Annotated in this window: 2 protein-coding genes; both read right to left on the bottom strand. The window is 74.8% G+C overall.

Features of this window, described 5'->3' with window-relative positions; all coding sequences use genetic code 11:
- The coding region (locus ACTUAL_RS09035) for an alpha/beta fold hydrolase (RefSeq protein WP_440899935.1) at window positions 1–1,413 on the bottom strand (1,413 nt) is incomplete at its 3' end.
- A gap of 104 nt (window positions 1,414–1,517) precedes the next feature.
- Window positions 1,518–1,725: alpha/beta hydrolase (locus ACTUAL_RS09030; protein WP_440899934.1), on the bottom strand; the 208-nt coding region annotated here is incomplete at its 5' end.

Raw genomic sequence — 1,725 nt, 5'->3', positions numbered from 1 at the left:
CGTGTGCCCGTCCGCGCACGCACCGCGCCCGTAGACCCCGTGCCCCCAGCCCTCGTACGTCAGCAGCACCGCAGCGCCCCGCGCCTGCCGGTGCGCGCCGACCGCCCACGAGTACGGCGTCGACGGGTCGTGCAGCGCGTTCAGCATCAGCACCTTCGGCGTGCCCGGCGCGACCCGCCACGGCCGCTGCGGGTTGTCCACCGCGTCCGCGCGCCCCTGGCAGGCCGCGATCGCGCCCTCGCCCAGCGTCGAGCCCTCCATGTTCGGGGCCAGTTCCAGCGACCGCGCCCGCAGCCGGGCGAACTCGCGGTGGTCGCGCAGCGGCAGGTTCCAGTCCTGGCAGAACACCTCGAACGGGTTCTCCACCAGCTCCGGCTCCGGAGCGCCCGCGCCCGCGACCGCCGAGCCGCCCTGCGCCTCCAGCGCCACCAGGAAGTCCGCGATCGCCGACCACGACGGCCCGTACAGCGCGCCCAGCATCAGCGACCGCAGGAAGGCCCGGTCGAGCACCAGGCCCGGAGCGTTCGGGTGGGTCAGCTCGCCCCGCTCGGCCCGGTCCAGCAGTTGCTTCCACAGCGCCGGGACGTCCCGCCCGTGCAGCGCGCACGACTCGTCGCGCCCGCACCACGCCACGAACTCCACGAACGAGTCCTCGGCGCCCACCGCCTCCCTCGTGCCGAACTCCCAGGTCCCCTGGTCGTGGTCCATGTTGCTGTCGATCACCATCGCCCGCACCCGGTCGCCGTGCCGCTGCGCGTACTGCTGCCCGAGGAGCGTGCCGTACGAGATCCCGTAGTAGGAAAGCTCCCGCTCGCCGAGCGAGCGCCGCACCGCGTCCATGTCCTCGACGCCGCGGAGCGTGTCCACGTGGTCGAACAGCGGCCCGGTGCGCTCGCGGCAGTCGGCGGCCAGTTCCCGGTTGTACCGCCGCAGCGCCTCGAACTCGGCCTGGTCCGCCGGGTAGTTCGACGGCTGCTGCGCCACCTTCTCCGCCGAGCACACCACCGGGTTGCTGCGCGCCACCCCGCGCGGGTCGACGCCGATCACGTCGAACTTCGCCAGCAGCTCGGCGCTGAAGTACGCGTCGGCCGCCATCACGAAGTCCACGCCGGAACCGCCCGGCCCGCCGGGGTTGACGAACAGCACCCCCTTGCGCGCGGCCGGGTCGGTGGCCTTGCGCCTGGCCAGCACCAGGTCGAACTTCTCCCCCCTGGGCTTCCCCCAGTCCACCGGCATCCGCACGGTCCCGCACTCCACCGAGGGCATCTCCCCGCACGGCCCCCAGGCGATGTCCGCCCGGTACCCCGCGTCCCCCCGCTGCTCGACCTGGGCGCCCGCCACCCCGGTGACCACACCCGTCACCAGCGCCCCGCAGACCACCACCGCGCCGAGCGCCCGAGAAATCCGTCGCACAGGTTCCCCTTCCTTCGCATCCGGACCCCCGCAGCCTCCCCGAGCCCGCCGACCGGTCACAGCGGCCGGGCGAGGGCACTGCGGTCACCCGAACGCCCCGCCGATCAGCCGCCCCACCCCGGTCGGGTCACCTCCGGCAGCGCGGGCGCCCCGCCCTCGGCCACGGCGGTCACCGCGGGCTCCACCGCGGCGCACCGCGTCCCCTCGCGCGGCACCGCCAGGTCCACCAGGTACCGGTCAACGGCCCCGTCCACGCACGCACCGCGCCCGTAGACCCCGTGCCCCCAGCCCTCGTACGTCAGCAGCACCGCA

It is taken from the genome of Actinosynnema sp., assembly GCF_052038725.1.
Note: the sequence above shows the minus strand (reverse complement) of the source record. Positions and strands in the feature narration are given on the sequence as shown.